The sequence below is a fragment of the Streptomyces sp. NPDC096013 genome, from assembly GCF_044763565.1.
Taxonomy (GTDB): Bacteria; Actinomycetota; Actinomycetes; order Streptomycetales; family Streptomycetaceae; genus Streptomyces.
The window spans coordinates 234,181-251,859 of record NZ_JBIWGK010000002.1 but is presented as its reverse complement, the minus strand read 5'-3'; the positions used below and the strand labels follow the sequence as shown (position 1 = coordinate 251,859).

The window sequence follows — 17,679 nt, the reverse complement described above, 5'->3', positions numbered from 1 at the left end:
CCCGCCGACAACACCGACACCAGCCAGGACCCCCTGTGGGCGTGAACGGGCCCGGGCACCCCTGCTCCCCCGACGAAGCAGGCCCGGGCATCGACCTCGACCGCCTCGGCCGACTGCTCGGCGACCCCGGCCTGGCCTGGCTGGTCGAACGCGTCCGGCGCCGCATGGAGCGGGACGAACCCCTCACCGGTCCGCTCACCCTGACCGCCCCCACCAGCACCGAACGCGTCGCCGCCGAACGCCTGTTGGGCCGCGCCCCACGCGCCGGACGCTCGCTGACCGTGCGCCTCGACGCGGTGGACACCGTGCTGCGCCGCTCCGGCATCAGCCCTGACGGTCTCGCCGACGCCGTGACCGCCCTCACCGGTCCCGTCGCCCGGCTCGCCGACGTGCGCGAACAGGAGGCGAACGCCTGGCAGGAGGCATACGCCCCGCTGGCCGTGCTGCGGCCCGAACTGGCCGAGTGGGCCGACCAGTTGCGCAAGGACGGTCTCGTACGCCGCCTCGCCCGCACCCCGCAAGCGGCGAAGGTCCTGCTCACCGAGGCCGCGGCGGCCCTGCGGACGCTGCCCGCCGACCCGGCGGTGTCCCTGCCCGCATTCGCAGCCACCGCACTCGGCGACGCTCACGCGCTCGACGACGAAACCCCGCTCGCCACCATCGTCCTCTCCGGCATCCGTGCCCTGACCGGCTTCCCCGACGGCAACGGAGCCGAATGGCGCCGCGAGGCCTGGGCCTCGGCCGGCCTGCTCAGAGACGCGCTCTCCTCCACCGTCCTCACCCTGGGCCTACGCGGCACCCCGGCCCTCGACTGGCTGACCGAGGCGGGCGAACCGACCGTCCTGACACTGCGTCAAGTCACCCACAATCCACCGAGTACGACGCCCAGGGTCGTGTACGTCTGCGAGAACCCGACCGTCCTGGCCACCGCCGCGGACACCCACGGCCCCAACTGCCAACCCCTGGTCTGCCTCCAGGGCCAGCCCTCGGCCGCCGCCCTCACCCTGTTGCGCCATCTCCACTCCCACGGGTCCACACTCCGCTACCACGGCGACTTCGACTGGGGCGGCCTGCGGATCGCCGGTGCGCTGTTGCGCCGCGTCCCCTGGCAGCCCTGGCACTACACCGCCGCCGACTACCGCACCGCGGCCGCCGCCACACCGTTGGCCCCACCCCTCACCGGCACACCGACCGACGCGGCGTGGGATCCCGCACTGACCGCTGCGCTGGGCGAACTCGGGGTGCGCATCGAGGAGGAGACGGTCCTGAACATCCTTCTGGCCGACCTCGCGCCTTGAGCTCGTCGTGCGGGCGGCACCTGGACGTGGCGCGGCGACAGCCAGATCACTCCGGTTGACCGTGGGCTCCTGAGCCCTGCGTCAACGCGACGCGCTCGTTCAGGCAGCGCGTCCGGAGAACCTTGTCATCCCCGTTCCACTCCCCAGGTCCTGGCAGTTCTGCTGGGTGTGCGCCGTTCTTGCGGCGCCCTGGCGCGGAGGCTGCCGCCGACGCGCAACATGAACAACGGCGCCCCCGATCCCCCGCAGGCACGCCACCCGCCCGTTCGCCCGCCGTCCCCTGTTTTCCTTTGTTCGGGGGCGAGCGCGGGGGTGTGCAGAGGGGGATGTCGGGCTGCCGACCACGCCAACAAGTCCCTGGTGACCTGCAGATACGTCACCCTGGCGCGCAACGGAGTGGACAGGTGTCGGCGGGGATATCGACGCGGTTGTCGGCCCGGTCGGCGGCGGTGTTGTCGCATCGTGACCGCGGTCGGGCCGTCCTGGTTGCAGGTGTGGTCGGAGTCGCCCGCTGTCGTGGCCGGTACGCGCGGCGCCGTACCGAACGATGCCGCCCTGCTCTGGAGAGAGGGCCGACGATGACGGACGTGGATGCCGGCAGTGGGGATCGGATGGCGTTGGCGCTGCTGGTGCAGTACCGGATGGCCACCACCGAGCAGATGCACCGGGTGATCGCCCCGGGAGTGCGCAGCGAGCAGACCCGGCGCAGGCTGGCCAAGTTGCGCGAGGAGGGGCTGATCGATCGCATCACCCTGCCTAGGGCGGGGCGGCTACGGGTGTGGTTTCCCACCTCTTACGGTGTGCAGGTCGCAGGCGAGTGGCCGGAGTTACGCGGGCGGCGACCACCGAAAACAGTGTTTGATCCGACCGCCGCACGGCTGCGGGTCGGGCACACGCTGACGGTGACCGAGACCGCGCTGGTCTTCCTCGAACCCGCCCGCCATCGCGGTGAACTGTGCCGACCGCTGGACTGGATCCCCGAGGTCCACCACCCCATCGGGGGAGGCGAGGCCGTCATCCCCGACGCGCTCATGTACTACCGGCGCGGCCGGGAGGGCAGCGCCGGGCCGATGCTCCGGGCCTTCGTCGAGGTCGACCGGGCCACCATGGGCCCCGAACGCCTGGCCTCGAAACTCACCTCCTACGCCCGCCTCCACCGCTATGTCCCCACTCTCTCGGGACAGCTCCGACCGCGCATCGGACAGATGCCAGTACAGGAGGAATGGCGACAGCGCTACCCGCTCTTCTCCCGCGTCCTGTTCGTCCTGGACGGCACCGGCCCCGCCGGCGTCACCACCCGCATCAAGGCCCTGCACGCAGCGGCCAAAGACCCGACGCTGACCCTCTTCCTACACTCCGTCCCCGTCCTGGCCGCGGCGCTGGCAGACCTGCACACCTACGGCCCCTCCGAGCCCGTGTGGCACCCCGTCCAGGACCCCGACCGCACGGTCGCCTGGAGCTCGTAGCCGCATGCGTAAACGGCCTACGCAACCGCTGCGCACCACCCAACACCCCCGTAGCGCCGTTGCGCAGGGCCCGACCACGACCCGAAACCCCGACCATAGGCCCGACCATGGGCCCGAAGCCGCGACCACGGCCCTGACCACAGCGTCGCGCAGCCAACCGCAGACCGAGCCCGCACCAGATGCGCAACACGCGTGGACGGCTGCGCAGTCAGAGCGCGTAGGCGAATCGGAGCCTGCGCACCCACCGCCTACCTGCCGTGGTCAGGGTCATGGTCGCCCCAGGCCATAACGCCGACCACACGTCTGCCACACCTGACGTGCCACCAAGTTCGTGGGTATTGCGCATCGTTGTACGAGCGATGCGCACCCGGCTCCATGACCGGCCAGGGACCTGCGCAGTCCGGGGTGAGGACACTGTCTGCGCAGCACTTGCGCGGGCTTGCGCACCTGGGTCGTGCAGAACCGCGCGAGTGCCGCGCAGGCGGCTGTCCGGATGTGCACGAGATACCAATACTGCTGGACGCCAGCAGCTTCTGCGTGTCGGGTGGCGTAGCGTCCACAGGCGGACACGGGGCGTGGACAACTCCCGGTGAGGTGGAGAGAATTCTGATCACACCGTCGATCGCGGGAGTGGTCGGGAGCATCACCGCTCACCCCGGGGGTGTCACGTGGGGGAAGGACGTACGGGTGGGGGAAGGCAACGCCGTGGGCGGCGCCGTGCCGCGCGTCTCGCGGGGCATCGAGGTGTACGGCGGGGAGGACGGGGCCGTGTCCTGGAGCGGCGTCGAGGTGACGACCGATGTGATGCGGGAGTTAGGGGCGGGGCCGTGGGCCGAGCGGGTCGGTGATCTGGAGGCCACCCGGGATTTCGTGACCCATCTGCGGGGGCTGGCGACCACCGACATGGAGACCGAGTTCATCAGCGCTCTCCTGGCCGGTGAGCCGGAACCGCTGCCCTGGCAGGTAGGCGAGGCCCTCGCCGAGGTACTGCTTGAGCACTGGCACGGTGCGCTGTGGGTGTGGGACGGCGCCCGGGACCGGCGTAGGCGCAAGGCGAGCCTGCCCGGCGCCGACCTGGTCGGGCTGTGCGTGGCGGACGGTTCGGCACGGCTGCTGTTCGGTGAGGTCAAGTCGTCGTCGGAGCAGTCCAGTCCGCCGGGTGTGATGACGGGCTCGGACGGCATGATCGACCAGCTTAAGAGGCTGCCCGAGAAGAACGATCACGTCACGCTCATGAAGTGGCTGCGTTTCCGCTGCCAGACCCCCGAGCACAAGGCGCCTCTCCGCGCTTCCCGACGCGGCCTGGCAGTCAGCCCCTGGGCCCCAGGGGCTCGGCCTACCGGAAAGTCTGGCAGATCCTCGATGGAGTGCAGTGATGCCCACCCTGACCGCCCGTACCAAGCCCCGCACCCGCAGGGCGATGGAGCTTCTGGCCGAGCAGCCGAACGGCCTCCACTTCAGCGAGTTGTGGACGACCGTCGTATCGGAGCTGCCGCTCGCCGACGAGGATGCGGAGCGGTTGAAGAGCGGTGACACCAGGGGCGAGAATTCCTGGAAGTGGCAGACCTCCGACCTGGTGATGGCGGGGTGGCTGCGTAAGAACAACGGGGTCTGGCGCATCACGGCACTGGGGCGCGAGGCCCTGCGGGAGTGTCCGGACGCGGCGGACTTCTACGACGGGGCCCGGGACGCGTACAACTACTGGCAGAGCCACAAGCACGGGTTCGCGTATGCCCAGAAGCTCGTCGGGGCCATACCAGATGGGCGCTCGCTCGATCTCGACACGCTGGCAGCGGAGACACGGCTCGACCGGGGGCGGCTGGCCCGCTGGCTATGGGGAGCCAGGCCGAAGGGTTCCCAGTGGGTGCACGGCGCCCAGGGCACCATTGCCCTTGAAGTGCGAGCCGACGAACGTGAAAGGGCCGAATTCTTCGCCGAGTTGGACAGCTGGGAAAGTCTCGGCGAAGACGTCCAGCTCATCGAAGTACGGGAATTGCAGACCCGTCTTGCCGAGAAGGACAGCAGAACACGCCATGCCCGCAGCGCCTGGCTGCTGCGCGGCTCCCACGCGGATCACCCCGGCGTTGTGTTGACCTGGCGCTACGCGGGGAATTGTTCCCTCGCCGCAGAGTGGCTCGGCCCCGTGGACGGTCCGATCACCGCCGAGGAATTGCGGCTCCGTGTCGAAGAGGGATACCGGTATCTCCCGATCAGCCGGCGTGACGAGCTGGCGGCGGCCTTTCAAACCTTCCTGCACCGCGTGCATCCGGGCGACCTGGTCTGTGTACTGAGCGAGGGTGAGTTCTACCTCGGAACGATTTCAGGTCCGGCGATCTATGTGGACTCCGGTGCCCCGACCCAATTGCGGCGAGACGTGGACTGGATGGACGTGGCCATCAGCCAGTCCGACCTGCCGGAGGAGATTCAGGGCCTCCTGGCCAGCCAGCACGACCTCGTCGACATGACCTCGCTGCTGGACGTCCTCACAGCGCTCATGCCCACAGCGCTTCCGGACGACGACTCGCGAGCGGAGCAGACCGAGCCCAGCACACCGAGCCGCAGCGGACGCGAACTCCCCTTCCCCGAACCGACGTTGGCAGAGAAACTGCTCGTCACCCCCGAATGGCTCGGCGAGGTCCGCGACCTCCTCCAGGACCGTCAGCAGCTGATCTTCTACGGGCCTCCCGGCACCGGCAAGACCTACCTCGCCCAGCACATCGCCGAGCATCTGGCCGGCGATCCGCGGGCCGTGAAGCTGGTGCAGTTCCATCCGTCGTACGCCTACGAGGACTTCTTCGAGGGCTTCCGGCCGACGGTACGGTCGGAGGACGGCACCGGCACGCTCACCTTCGCGCTCCGTCCCGGCCCGTTCCGCAAGCTCGTGGACCTGGCCGAGGAGGATCCCTCAACGCCGTACTTCCTGATCATCGACGAGATCAACCGCGCGAACCTGGCCAAGGTCTTCGGCGAGCTCTACTTCGTGCTGGAGTACCGCAACAGGCCGGTGGACCTGCAGTACTCGGGTGAGTTCCTCCTCCCCCGCAACGTGTTCGTCATCGGCACGATGAACACCGCCGACCGCTCGATCGCCCTGGTCGACGCGGCGATGCGGCGCCGGTTCGCGTTCGTCGCGCTGCACCCGGACGAGGAGCCGACGGACGAGATGCTGGCGCGCTGGATCGAGAGGCGTACAAGCACCGGGGAGATCGAGCCCGCGGAGGACGTGGCCGCCCTGCACCGGGAACTCAACCGCCGGATCGAGGACAAGGACTTCCGGATCGGCCCGTCGTACCTGATGCGCCCCTCCGCCTATGCGCCCGGCGGGCTGGAACGGGTGTGGCGGCACGCCATCCTGCCCCTGCTGGAGGAGCACCACTACGGCGATGACTCCGTGGATATCGAGGCGCGCTACGGCCTGGCCACTCTGCGTCGCGCGGTGTCGACAACGGCCTCGGAACCGGGCGACGACTCGTGACAGACGCCGAGCGCGTCGTCGTACTCCGAGAGCACGGGCCATGGACGGCCGTGCCGCTGGAGCCGGAAGCGGGCCGCACCCTGTCCATGACCGACTTCGTGGACGCCCGGCCCGATCCGAGCGCACCCGGCGATCCACGGCGCTGGCTGATCCGGGCCGGGTCGAAGGTGGGCACCGTCCGGATCGGCGGCGTCCAGCTGACCATCACCCCCAAACTGCCGGTGCGCAGGCTGTTCTTCCTGCTGGGATACGTCCTCGATCCCGGAGCCCACTGGGGTCACGGCGATGGCGACGTCCTGGTCGGCGGCCACGACGGAATCCTGCCTGCCGTCGCCCACGCCTTCGAGTGCCAGGCCGAACGGGCCCTGCGGCGTGGGATGTTGCAGGGATACCGGCACCTGGAGGACGCACTGGCGGTCGTACGCGGCCGGATCAGGGAGTCGGACCAGATGCGCAGGCGGTACGGCATCCCCGTACCCGTCGAGGTCTGCTTCGACGAGTACACCGTGGACATCCCGGAGAACCGGCTGCTGCTCGCCGCCGCGAACCGGCTGACGCGGCTGCCGGACCTGCACGGCGACATTCGCGGAAGGCTGACGCGGCTGCGGCTCCGCCTGGACGGTGTGGGAGACCTGCGACGCGGAGCGCCCCTGCCTTCCTGGACGCCGTCCCGTCTCAACAACCGCTATGTGCCCGCCCTCCGACTGGCCGAGCTGATCCTCGGTGAGGCCTCCATCGAGCAGCGTGGCATGGACACCGCCGTGAGCGGCTTCCTGCTCGACCTGGCGAAGGTCTTCGAGGACTTCGTGACCGTCGGACTGCGGGAGGCCCTGCGCCCGCACGGCGGGCGGTGCCGGTTCCAAGCTCAGCACCACCTGGACGAGGCCGCCGCCGTGCTGCTCAAGCCGGACCTGGTCTGGTACGACGACGCCGGACGACCGCTCGGAGTCGCGGACGCCAAGTACAAGGCGGAGAAGGAGAAGGAAGGCTTTCCGAACTCGGATCTCTACCAGATGCTCGCCTACTGCACGGAGCTGGGAGTGCCCTCCGGTCATCTCGTGTACGCGCGAGGCCACGCCCCCATGACCTCTCACCGGGTGCGCCGGACCGGGGCCGTCCTCACCCAGCACGCGCTCGATCTCGACCAGGAGCCGTCGGCCGTTCTCGCCGCAGTCGCGCGGATCGCGGAGCACATCGCCGACGGGCGGTGATCCGACCCACATTCCATCAACAGGGGTTGACATACGAGCACACTTGAGCGCTAATAGTAACTATGCCAGCTATTGAGCTTGATGAGCGTACATACGGCAAGGTCGTCTTCGCCGCCCGAGTCATGGGGTGCGCCCCGTCCGAGGTGGTCAGGCGGCTGGTGGAGTCGTGGAGCAACGCCGAAGAGGCCGATGGCGAACCGCAGGACGTACGGGTCCACGCCGTGTACCGGGGGGCGCGGGTCATCGGGCTTTTCGATCCGGCGACGCGCGCGCTGACCGTCACGGAGGGCCCGGCAGCCGGGCAGGTCTACACCTCGCCCAGCGCCGCCGCCATGGCCGTGATCCAGGCCGTCAATCCCGATCGGACGTCCCCGCACGCGAACGGCTGGTCGTTCTGGCGCGTGACCCGCAGCGGCGAGGAGCTCAAATCCCTTCGCAGGCCTGCCGGGACCGTATGAGGAACCACCCCGCGCCCCGCTCCCTTCGGAAGGAAACACATCCGTGACCGCATCGCGCGAAAGCGCCACCCACCTGCTGATCATCAGCGACCACGAGCCCCTCTCCTGGGTCCTGGAGAACCAACGCATGGCTTTCCCGGCCGGCCGCACCCAGCAGTCCTTCGCTCTCGGCAAGGGCGACGAACTGCTGCTGTACACCACCCGCGGCTGTTTCGGGAACCCCACCCGGGATTTCGGCCGGGTGATGGGCCTGGCCACGATCACCAGTGACGTCCAGACCCTCGACGAGCCCGTGGCCTTCCGGGATCGCCGTTTCACCGAGGGCTGCCGACTGCGCGTGCACGGCCTGGCGCCCTTTCGGGAGGGCGTCGTCCTGCGCGACCTCGTGAAGGACCTCCAGGTGTTCCCGGATTCCGGGTCCTGGAGCGTTCGTATGCGCCGCGCCTCGCTGCGACTGCCCGACGCCGACACGGCATTGCTCAAGCGGGAACTCCAACCGCTGCTCAAGCCGTACGACTGCGTGGTGGGCGACTACGCCTTTGCCCGCGCGTAGGCTGTGCCCCATCGCACCGCAGGGGGAGGGACGGTCCGTTGCCGCAACTGGCTTTCGCCAACACCTTCTGGGACAAGTTCGAGCAGCTGGAGAAACCGGTCCGGGCGGGCGTGCGGAAGGCGATGAAGAAGTTCCAGCAGCTCACCGTCGCGGAACTCCGGGCCGACAAGGGACTCCACCTCGAATCCGTGGAGAAGGCCGCCGATCGCCGTATGCGCACGATCAGGATCACGGACTTCTGGCAGGGCGTGGTCCTCGCTCCCGACGACGGAAGCACACGTTCCTGCTGGTGAACGTGGTCCAGCACGACAAGGCGTACGAGTGGGCGGCCAAGCGCCTCTACACGGTCAACACCGCGACCCGCGGTCTTGAGGTGCGCAATATCGTCGCCATCGAGCAGCTCACGCCGGCACTGGAACAGACGGCGGCACAGGCGCCCACGCGACTCTTCGAGGGCTTCTCGGACGCGTCTCTCGCACGTCTCGGCGTCGACGAGGGCACGCTGAAGGCGGCCCGCACCATCATCGACAATCCGCAGTTGGAGGCGTTCGCCTCGCTCTTCCCCGAGGACCAGTTCGAGGTCCTGCAGTTCCTCGCCGAAGGGTTCGACGAGGACACGGTATGGAGAGAGATCGTCGCGCTACGCCGTCCCTCGCACCCCGGCCCCTACGACCCCGACGACCTGTCCTCGGCCATCGCCAACACCCGTAGCCGTATTACCGTCGTCACCGGAGCGGAGGAGTTGGAAGACATCCTCACCAGCCGTTCGCGGCCTGGCGCATCTTCCTCCATCCGGCAAAACAGTCGTGGCCCTGCACCGGGTGAAACACCTCCTCCAGCGGTCCCCGCACAGCAGGATCCTGCTCACGACGTACACGACGGCACTGGCGAAGTCCCTGCGGGGGAGCCTGGCTCTGCTGCTCGACGAGGACGACGTGCTCCTGCGCCGCGTCGACGTCACCACGGTCGATGCCCTGGCCCGGGACGTGGTCCGGCGTGGGCACGGCTCCGTTCCGAAGCTCTGTGACGACAGCGACGAGCGGTTCCGCTGGCGTAAGGTCCGCCGGAGTCTGGGTCTCGGCTGGAGCGAGCAGTTCCTTTCCCAGGAGTACCGGCATGTCGTGCTCGCCCAGTCGATCGCCACCGAGGAGGCGTACCTGCGGGCGGTTCGGCACGGACGGGGAACCGCGTTGGGGCCGGTCAAGCGAGTGCAGGTGTGGCAGGCCATGAAGATGTTCGAGCAGGGCCTGCGCAACGACGGGAAGTGCACCTATCTGGAGCTGTGCGCGGAAGCCGCACGGCTGTTGCGCGAACCGGCGGCCGGTGAACCTCCCTACGCGCACGTCGTCGTCGACGAGGCCCAGGACCTGCACCCGGCCCAGTGGCGTGTGCTGCGCGGGGCGGTGGCGTCCGGACCGGACGATCTGTTCATCACCGGAGACCCTCACCAGCGCATCTACGACTCGCGTGTCTCCCTCGGCTCACTCGGCATCCCGGTCGCGGGACGATCGAGCCGACTGCGCATCAACTACCGCAGCACAGAGGAGATTCTGCGCTGGGCGGCGCGTTTGATGCAGGACGAGCCGGTGGAGTCCCTCTCCGGCGAGGGCATGGACTCGCCGGCCGGATACCGCTCCCTCCTCCACGGCCGCCGTCCGGCACTTGAACATTTCAACAGCGAGGAAGACGAGCTGGCCGCGGTCGTGGAGCGGATCCATGGCTGGGCGGCCGGCGGAGCGGCACCGGCCGACATCGCCGTGACCTCGCGATTCCACCAGACGCTGGACAAGATCAAGGCACGACTGGAACAGGCAGGACTGCCGGCGGCACTCGTCAAGGAGGGACCGTCCCAGCAGGACCCCGGGGTGCGGCTCGCCACTCTTCACGCCATGAAGGGCTTGGAGTTCAGGTGCGTGGCGGTGATCGGTGTGACGGCGGGCGCCTTACCCTTCCCGCCGGCCGTCACACCGCCGGAGGTGGACCAGCTCCAGCATCAGGCGGACATGCTCACCGAACGCTGCCTCCTCTTCGTCGCCTGCACCCGGGCCCGTGAAGAACTCGCCGTGTCGTACAGCGGCCGGGCAAGCCGCTTCCTTCCTCACGGAAGTTGATCTTCATGTCTCGAAGTCCAGTGCCCCCTGACCGCCACCGTCGGGTTGGGGCCGCGTCGCCCTGGGCACTTGCGGTGCTTTGGTCGCCGACGGCGGAACCGGCAGCACGTGGGCGGTCTGCAGGTGCGCCAGGGTGATGAGGTCACCCCGCGTCACGGCGGTGAGCAGACGCTCCTGTTCGGGTTCGAGCGCGACGAGCAGTCCCAGGACGTTCAGCAGGTTCAGCATTTCGCGCGTGTACTCAGCGGGCCAGGTCTGCTGGGCGATGGCGTTGAGCGACGTCGCGTCTTCTGACGCCGATACGCGCTTTCGGAAACTGAACCACCTGGTGACGACCTGGGTTCCGCCGATGCGGTAATTCCAGACCTGCGGTGATACGGGGCCGATCACGCCGTCACCAAGGTGGATGTCTTGTTGCTGCTCGTCGTAGGAGATGGCGGCCGGCATGCCGTCGCGGCCGGTGGCAACCGGCACTTGGAACCGGGGGCGTTCGTGTTCCGGCATTCGTGGTGGTCCCTCGGGCCTTCCTCCGGTGTCGTCCGCGCACCGCTCGCCGTATGTATGGAGCCATAGGACCCTGCGGCCGACTTCGGTCACTTCGCGCCACAGGTCACGGTCGTTCGTGATGGGAACGCGGACTCCGCGGGATTCGAGCTCCGCCTTGAACTGGCGGGTGTAACCCGAGTGGGCGGCGATTCCGGCGACGTAGGCCACCAAGTCTTCGGCGCTCACCTCCATACCCAATGCCTCGGACAGACAACGCAGCAGCCCTGGCGCCGTGTTGGGCACTCGCCCGTGAGAGTCCCGGTAGAGCGGCAGCACCCGCCCGCCTTCGCTGCCCTTGAAGTGGTCCTGGTCGGGGAGGAGACAGGTGAATCCCAGTGCGGGGCCGGGCTTGCCTGCCTGGGTGTGCCACTCACTGGTGAATATCTGCCGGTCACCGACTACGTACCACAGCGGAGGCCTGGGAAAGTCGATAACCCGGCGATCGGCGATCTGCCACTGCCGATCGAAGGTCATACGGCCGTAGCGCACAAGCGGCGCCTGGTAATCGACGCTCTCTTCCGACAAAGGCGGACGCCATTCGCCCCCGGGCAGAGGCGGTTCAGCCTTGTCCGGTTTCCTGTCCCTCGTGACTTTGAGCAACGTCGGCTGCTGCCGAGGCGACGCCTTGACAAGTCGGCTCCATCGCCTGTGCAGCACCTCCCGTGTCGGGGCGACGGGCCAGCTCCGGTTGTTCTTGTTGCCTGACGCTGACCACGGAAACAAGACATCCAGTCCCGGCATCGCCTGCCACAGCTCGCCTGCCGTCACGCGAAACGGATCGGTCCATCCGTCCAGACACAGTGGCCACGCCTGACCATGAGACATGCCCCCATCCGGCTCTCCGATGTCCAGAGTTTCAAGCCAGGCGAATTTCTCCTCCCTGGTGCCCGGCGGCACATCCAGCCGATGGACGCGTGCAGGGCGGCTGCGGTCTCCCTCACCGGCCCTCACGAAGAAGCCGACGCATATCTCCCGCTTCACGCCCTGGAAAACGCGTGTGCGGTGATCTGAGTACGCACCCTCAGGAGACAGCCCGATGATCCACCCCTCATCCGCCGTCTCCCGCAAGTAGCGCCGCATTCCCGCGCATCCCTGACTGTCGAGATACCCGGCGTTGGTAATGAAGGCTACGATCCCCTGCGGGGCGGAGGGGTTCAGGTCGAAGACCTTCCATGTGGCCCAGCGCCAGAAATAGACATAGAGGTTGTCAAGCGCGTACCCCATGCGCCCCACGCTCGGGTCTCTGAAGTCCTTGAGAATCCCTGCGCCTTCGTTCTCGTTCCCCTCAGTGATCCACCGCCCGATTCCGAGCTTCTTGGCGCCCTTCTTGTACGGAGGGTTGCCGATAACCACCATGACTTCCCGGTTGAGCTTTACGTCGTTGGCGCGGCGCCGGGACTGCGCGATGGCTTCGTAGTGGAAGCCGAGGTGGTGCTCAACGGTGGGATCGTCCAGCGTGTCCGCGACGTACAGTGCGAGGTCGTCGTCACCGACTTCCGTCTCGTACGCACCGTGCAGCGTGCGGTGCATCCGCAACTCAGCAACTGCGTAAGGCCCCGCCTGCTGCTCGAAGCCGACCAGGCGGGGCACCACTTCCCGCACGCTGTCGCGCCGCGCCCCGCGTCCGTCCTTCCGTTCCGCCTGCCGGGCGACCTGATCGATGATGTTGAGCAGAAAGGTGCCCGTTCCCATCGCAGGGTCGATCACCGTGACCTCGGGACTGGCGAATCCGTCCCGGCAGCGGAGGCGACGTCGCAGGATCTGGTCCGTGAAGCGGACCATGAAGCGCACGACCTCGTTGGGGGTGTAGTAGGAGCCGGTGTCCTGTCGCAGTCCCGGGTCGTACGCCTCCAGGAAACGCTCGTAGAAGAGCAGATAGCTGTCGCCGCTGCCGTCGTCCAGTTGATTCCAGTCGACGGCCCCTACGACCTGCACGAGGACATCCACGACTCCTCGCAGGTCCGCCAGCGGTTCATCGGTGAGTATCGAAAGGGCCTTCCCCATGAGGGAGTGCTTCTTACCGAGTTTTCGGGCGATTCCATCCACCCGCTCACCGTCAAAAACAACACCTTCGCTGCGAGCCAGCAGCAGGGCGAAGGTAATTGTTTGAGCGTATTGATCAGCGAACACCGCGTCCGACGCATCCGGGAACAGCAGGCGTTTCCAGTCTTCGGCGAGCACAGAGAAAACAAGGCCGACCTCACCCTGTTTCTCCCGCTCCAGCCGATCAGCCACCTCCTCTCGCAGCAGCCGACACAGGCCGGCGACGCGGCGCACCAACACTCCCAGGTTTTCGGGCTTTTGGGGAACCCAGGTCAGGAAGAGGGCAAGGACCTGACCGAGCCTGGGACCGACAGGGCGAAGGTGCTCTCGGGCCGTAGCCAGATCACCCGTCAACTCGGCGATACTTGCTCGCAGAACCCCATTCTGGTACAACGCCCATTTACGGCCGTCTGTGTACAGAAGGTTAGGGAAAGCCTTTATCTTCTCCCATTGTTTGCGATCATGCGACGAAACCGGCCATGCAGACGGCTCGACTCCCTTTCCTGGCGCTTTCAGTTCGACGTAGCCCACCATTCGCCCGTCCACCTCGATCGCGAAGTCCGGGCGCGATTTCACCTTCCTGACATATGTCTGGCCATAAGCCGTCAGAGATCCACCGAATCGGGCGGCGACCGCCTTGAGTAGTTCTTCCACCGGATAGGTCAGGGCTTCTTCCCGCCCACCCGGCCCATTCAGCTTCGCCGCCACGCTCCGCCCGAAGGCACCGACCACCTCGTCAAGGAATGATTCCGGCAGTTCCCCAACGACCGCGGACATGGCCATGCATCCCCCTCGTCCCCCGCACATGAGCCCTGCACGCACGGTCGGCAACGATTCGCGCACGGACAACCGCAGGGAGTAGGGGGCAGGGTTCAGGGGGTGTCCGCTTCCCGTAGGAGGAAGCGGACACCCCCGGTGGTAGTGACACAGGCGCTGTCAGCCGTGGTCGACGGTCACTCGGCCCACCGGACCGTGCGGACCGACAGAGAGAGCCCCGCGAAGTGCCCGTAAGACGATGCTCGATCGATAACGGATCTGGTCAGGCGACGCACAGACCACACGAAGCCCGCTTTCCTCCGGTATCCGGCGATGGAGAACCGCAGACTCAATCTCGAGTACGACGCCGTGATCGGGCCAATAGGCATCCGGCACCCCCAGAAATTCCGACACCAAACGGAGAGCCGGGTTCCACAGGGGCTCGGGGAGACCGGAATCCAGGATGAGGGATCGCACCTCGGCCTGCGCCGGCGACCTGGTCCCGGACGCGATGTGGCGCATGACCGCGGCCACATCGGGACGGCGAGCCAGCCTTTCTGCCGCCAGTTCCGATTGCAGGACATCCGGCTCGACTCCGAGATCAGCCACGAGTTCATGCAGGAGGTGCCGCGTGTGGGAGTTGTTCACCGCGACCTTCACAGCCTCGATGCAGCAACGCACCGCAGGGGACAACGGGATCCCGCCGACGCCGAGAGTGGGAGCGGGAAAACGCCGGGTGCGGACAACTCTCACCCACCGGCACGAACGAACGGAACAATCATGCGGAACCAGCACGTCGATCCTCTCCGGGCTCCCGAACCCCGGGCCCGAAAAAGCTCTCCGCAGCGGGTCTCGTCTCTGCAGGGCGAGGGCGGTCTCTCCGCTGATCAGAGCCTTCGCGGCCAGAGGCACGCCTTGAGCGAGCGGACGGGCCGCGGCGTAGCAGAGCGCCGCCCAGCACCTTTGCTCAGCAGAGAGCGGCCCCGACTGCAGAACTACGACCTTCGGTAACGGCTGCTGCCAGCGTCCGCCCTGTCGGCATCGGCGGAAAATCGTGCTCTGGGAGACTCCCATCGCTGTGAGCTGTCCGCGCGCCACGACATGGCACTGAGTTCGGGCGAGTTCATATGGATCTTCTCGCTGGGGATGCATGGTCATGCTCATAGACATCCCCGCCCCTGGTGCCACAGCCGCCGCCTTGGACGTCAACCGTGTCGGCGGTCTCTGAACGGTTCAGCACGGCGACGCTCGGCGGGAGCTCGTGAAAAACCCCAGGCCGGAGCCCTAAATCAGACGAATCGGGTTATACGGAGACTGGCCGAATACCCGGAGAACGTGCGTCTTCGTCGCCCATAGTCACCACATTCCATCCCCTACAGGCTTCCCAGGCTCGACTTTCAGGTCCCGTCATGGGACATCTTCGTCACCGACGAGGTCTTCATAAGGATCGACGACCTCGACCCTGGCGCGCACGCCCGCGTGGTGCAGGCACTCGACGCCCTCGTGGAGGGTGGACCGGGCTTGGGCGCCCCCGGGTAGACACCATCTCCGGCTCTGCCATCCACAACCTCAAGGAACTGCGCGCGGGAACCGTGCGGATTCTATTCACGTTCGCTCCCTGGCGGCCAAGCCTCGTGCCGGTAGCAGGAGACAAGCGTGACCGCTGGAACGAGCGGCATGACGAAGCCATCCCGCTCACCGAGCAGCGCTACACCGCATACCTGAAGTCCCGCGTCGAAGAGGCGGACGCACAATGACCGGATGCACGCGCTGGCAGAACATCCGCGCCGGGCATGTCACCCGCGTCGGCGGCGAGGAGACCGTGGCCGAGGCCAAGCCGGAGCTTCTTGCCGAGGTGCTGGGCCACCGGCTCGCCGAGATCCGCAAGTCCCAGAACCTGACCCAGGAGACGGTGGCTGAGCAGATGGGCGTAGCCAAGGGCCGCGTCTCTCAGATCCAACAGGGACACATCTCCAACCAGTAGGTCCTCGCCGCTGCGCCGCCGCCCTCGGCAGACAGCTGCACCAGGCGATCTACTTCGACAACAGCGATATCGCGGCGATCGCCTAACTTTTCTCCCTGCCACCCATTCCGTTCCCCGGGGCCGTCCACCCAGGCTCGTCCCACCTGTGTGAATGCAGTGACCGGCGGGTTCGAAATCGCAACAGGCCCTGCTTAGTTCGTCCAGGGCGCGCCCGGCTACGAGGCCGCCGTCGCCACGGCGCAAGGCGCGCATCTCACCGAGTGAGGAGACGACAAGGCGCTTCAGCCCTGCTCGCAGCGCGACGCCACTTATCGGAGCCGAACAATGGACACTCGATGCACAACCCCTCGGGAACTCCAGGGAAAACCCCGGCTCAGCCGGGCGCGCCCCCACGACAACAGACGATCTCTCCCTGGGAAAAGCAGGTCAGAGCCCCGCCGACAGACGAGCCGGGCCGTACGCCGGGTTCTGTGTCCGGGGGGACCTCACGATCCTCCCGGCGACGGCCATCCATCTAGGACCGGTGTTGCCACCGGCCTCGTGCGGTCTACCCACGGACTCGGGCGGGCAGCCCTCGAACGTCCGCGCAGGAGCCCCGTTCCATTCCTGGAAAGGAACTCCCTTTTGACCTTGCTCCGGGTGGGGTTTACCTAGCTGCCCAGGTCACCCTGGGCACTGGTGGTCTCTTACACCACCGTTTCACCCTTACCCGGTGCCGAAGCACCGGGCGGTCTGTTTTCTGTGGCACTGTCCCGCGGGTCACCCCGGGTGGCCGTTAGCCATCACCCTGCCCTGTGGAGCCCGGACGTTCCTCGGGAAGTCCCCCTAGGGGCACTCCACGCGACCGTCCGCCCGGCTCGTCTGCCGTGCCGACCATGCTACCGGGCGGGCACCACCCCGCGGACCGGCGGTCGCCGTCGCCAACACCGACCCCGCCAGGATCAACGTGAACGCCACCCCGATCCCCACCGTCAGGTCCTCACCCAGGAACAGCGCTCCCGCCGCCACCGCCACCGCCGGGTTGACGTACGTGATCACCGTCGAGCGGGTCGGGCCGACCTCCTTGATCAGCTCCAGGAAGGCCACGAACGCCACCGCCGTGCAGATCACGCCCAGGCCGGCGAGGGAGGCCAGGACCTGGGGGGACGGGACCGTGGAGGGCCAGGTCACCGCTGCGGCGGGGGCGTAGACGATCGCCGCCAACGCCAGGCAGGGTGCGGTCAGTTGGAGGGTCGGGACGTCCTTCAGGTGGCGGGCCGCTATCAGCGGGGCCGTCGCGTAGCCCAGCACCGTCAGCAGCACCTCCGCCAGCGAGCGCGCGTCGCCGCCCGTCAGATGTGGGACCGTGAGGACGGTGACCCCGGACAGGCCGAGGGCCAGGCCCACCACGCGCCGGGTGCCCAGCCGCTCCGTGTCGCCGAAGAAGCGCGCCATGAGCACGCCGACGATCGGTACGCCCGCGATGAGCAGTCCCGCCGTGGAGCTGGACAGGTGCCGTTCCGCGTCCGTGAGCGTGAACCACGGGCCGATGATCTCGATGCAGGCGAAGGCCAGCATCGGGCGCCAGTGGGCGCGGACCGTGCGGGTCAGGCCGCCCTGTCGCAGCGCGAAGGGGAGCAGGAGTACGGCGCCCAGGGCGCAGCGCGTGAAGACGACCATGGACGGGGAGAGCGGGGCGTCCACCGCCACCTTGATCATCAGGTAGGGGATGCCCCAGACCACTCCCATCAGGGAGAACAGGAACCAGCCGCGTGCAGTCATACGGCGAGTGTCGGACC

At 67.7% G+C, this 17,679-nt stretch carries 11 protein-coding genes, 1 other RNA gene and 2 pseudogenes; 10 read left to right on the top strand and 4 right to left on the bottom strand.

Annotated features, from left to right (window positions below; genetic code table 11):
• The first annotated feature begins 41 nt into the window (after positions 1 to 41).
• The 8 genes and pseudogenes from ACIRB1_RS08645 (at position 42) to ACIRB1_RS08610 (ending at position 10,572) form a co-directional block, all read left to right on the top strand.
• The gene (locus tag ACIRB1_RS08645; RefSeq protein WP_403465052.1) at positions 42 to 1,298 is read left to right on the top strand and encodes a TIGR02679 family protein; all 1,257 of its coding nucleotides are present in this window, start codon (positions 42 to 44) and stop codon (positions 1,296 to 1,298) included.
• A 578-nt stretch (positions 1,299 to 1,876) separates the two neighbouring features.
• Positions 1,877 to 2,764 (top strand): replication-relaxation family protein, encoded by an 888-nt coding sequence (locus ACIRB1_RS08640; protein WP_403465051.1) that lies wholly within the window; start codon positions 1,877 to 1,879, stop codon positions 2,762 to 2,764.
• 687 nt (positions 2,765 to 3,451) lie between these two features.
• Positions 3,452 to 4,297, top strand: coding sequence for a hypothetical protein (locus ACIRB1_RS08635; RefSeq protein ID WP_403465050.1), 846 nt, complete (start codon positions 3,452 to 3,454; stop codon positions 4,295 to 4,297).
• Entirely contained in the window at positions 4,185 to 6,239 is a 2,055-nt protein-coding gene (locus ACIRB1_RS08630; RefSeq protein ID WP_403465373.1) for an AAA family ATPase, read from the top strand. Before ACIRB1_RS08635 ends, ACIRB1_RS08630 begins: the two co-directional genes overlap by 113 nt.
• Complete coding sequence (locus ACIRB1_RS08625) at positions 6,236 to 7,450, top strand: McrC family protein (protein ID WP_403465049.1); 1,215 nt, start codon at positions 6,236 to 6,238, stop codon at positions 7,448 to 7,450. Before ACIRB1_RS08630 ends, ACIRB1_RS08625 begins: the two co-directional genes overlap by 4 nt.
• Before the next feature lie 62 nt (positions 7,451 to 7,512).
• A complete protein-coding gene (locus ACIRB1_RS08620; RefSeq protein WP_403465048.1) occupies positions 7,513 to 7,908 on the top strand; it encodes a hypothetical protein in 396 nt (131 codons plus the stop codon).
• A 43-nt stretch (positions 7,909 to 7,951) separates the two neighbouring features.
• Positions 7,952 to 8,461, top strand: a complete 510-nt coding sequence (locus ACIRB1_RS08615; protein ID WP_403465047.1) for a hypothetical protein — start codon at positions 7,952 to 7,954, stop codon at positions 8,459 to 8,461.
• 38 nt (positions 8,462 to 8,499) lie between these two features.
• Positions 8,500 to 10,572 (top strand): annotated as a pseudogene (locus ACIRB1_RS08610) (3'-5' exonuclease).
• Positions 10,573 to 10,575: 3 nt separating this feature from the next.
• Here the strand turns inward: ACIRB1_RS08610 and ACIRB1_RS08605 are convergent.
• Positions 10,576 to 13,944: a type ISP restriction/modification enzyme gene (locus tag ACIRB1_RS08605; RefSeq protein ID WP_403465046.1), complete on the bottom strand. Its 3,369-nt coding sequence runs from the start codon at positions 13,942 to 13,944 to the stop codon at positions 10,576 to 10,578.
• A gap of 153 nt (positions 13,945 to 14,097) precedes the next feature.
• A complete protein-coding gene (locus ACIRB1_RS08600) occupies positions 14,098 to 14,577 on the bottom strand; it encodes a hypothetical protein (RefSeq protein ID WP_403465045.1) in 480 nt (159 codons plus the stop codon).
• Positions 14,578 to 15,326: 749 nt separating this feature from the next.
• Here ACIRB1_RS08600 and ACIRB1_RS08595 point away from each other — a divergent pair.
• Both ACIRB1_RS08595 and ACIRB1_RS08590 read left to right on the top strand, forming a co-directional pair.
• Positions 15,327 to 15,674, top strand: coding sequence for a type II toxin-antitoxin system RelE/ParE family toxin (locus ACIRB1_RS08595; RefSeq protein WP_403465044.1), 348 nt, complete (start codon positions 15,327 to 15,329; stop codon positions 15,672 to 15,674).
• Positions 15,671 to 15,901: a helix-turn-helix domain-containing protein gene (locus ACIRB1_RS08590; RefSeq protein WP_403465043.1), complete on the top strand. Its 231-nt coding sequence runs from the start codon at positions 15,671 to 15,673 to the stop codon at positions 15,899 to 15,901. The genes ACIRB1_RS08595 and ACIRB1_RS08590 overlap by 4 nt, the downstream gene beginning before the upstream one ends.
• Positions 15,902 to 16,342: 441 nt before the next feature.
• On the opposite strand, the gene rnpB is transcribed toward ACIRB1_RS08590, so the two are convergent.
• Positions 16,343 to 16,761: RNase P RNA component class A (gene rnpB / locus ACIRB1_RS08585), an RNA gene on the bottom strand.
• Between the two features lie 118 nt (positions 16,762 to 16,879).
• Positions 16,880 to 17,599: pseudogene (locus tag ACIRB1_RS08580) on the bottom strand (DMT family transporter); the annotation flags it as partial.
• Positions 17,600 to 17,679: the final 80 nt, after the last annotated feature.